Source organism: Treponema endosymbiont of Eucomonympha sp. (genome assembly GCF_001028545.1).
Genome location: NZ_BBPW01000250.1, coordinates 1 through 880, shown reverse-complemented (window position 1 = coordinate 880; position 880 = coordinate 1). Strand labels below are relative to the sequence as shown.

The 880-nt window shown below is 60.7% G+C and carries 1 protein-coding gene; it reads left to right on the top strand.

What is annotated here, in order from left to right; translation table 11 throughout:
• Positions 1–850: cellulase family glycosylhydrolase (locus AWU74_RS06330; protein ID WP_202966415.1), on the top strand; the 850-nt coding region annotated here is incomplete at its 5' end.
• Between the last annotated feature and the right edge of the window lie 30 nt (positions 851–880).

Here is an 880-nt window from a genome sequence, read left to right as displayed (position 1 = left end):
CGCTCCCCACATCGCAACGTCAAAGACCATCACCGACGCCGGCCCCATCGGGCAGTCCGGCCGTTGGTACACCGACGGTCAGGGTCGCGCTATCCTCACCGCCGGCGTCAACATGGTCTCTAAACGTCACCCATACAGTCCCGAAGCCGATGGATTCGATGACGCCGACGCTGCCTGGTTACAGAAGAACGGCTTCGATTCGGTGCGCCTGGGAGTCATATGGAAGGGGGTCGAGCCCAAGCCCGGAGAGTACGACGACGCCTACCTGGCCAGCATCACCCGCACAGTAAGAACACTTCGCGCTCACGGCATAATGACCCTCTTGGACGCTCACCAGGACATGTATAACGAGAAGTTCGAGGGTGAGGGAGCCCCCGACTGGGCCGTTCTCGACAAGGGAGCACCGAATCTGCTCAAGGTTGGCTTCCCCGCCAACCAGGTCTTCAACCTCGGACTCATCAAGGCTTACGACAGTTTCCTGGACAATGCCAAGGGCCCGGGCGGAGTGGGCTTGCAGGATCGTTACGCGGCCATGTGGAAGCACGTCGCACAGGTCGTCGGGCAGGAACCCGGCGTCATGGGATACGACATTATCAACGAGCCTTGGCCGGGACATCACTACCCCATCTGCTACGTTGCCTTCGGCTGGTGCGGCCGAGCGATGGTGTCCTTGGACACCTTGTACGAGAAAGTCGGCAGAGCCATCACCTCGGTCGACCCCGACGGCATCGTCACCTACGAGCCCTACTCAACGTGGAACATGGGGCTGGACAGCCGCCCAGCCCGCCCATCCTCACCGAAGGCTGCCATTTCTTGGTTCGGGAGGACGTCGTGTAGGGGAAGAGAGTAGATTCCGGTGGAGGCGGTATCGATAAAACAA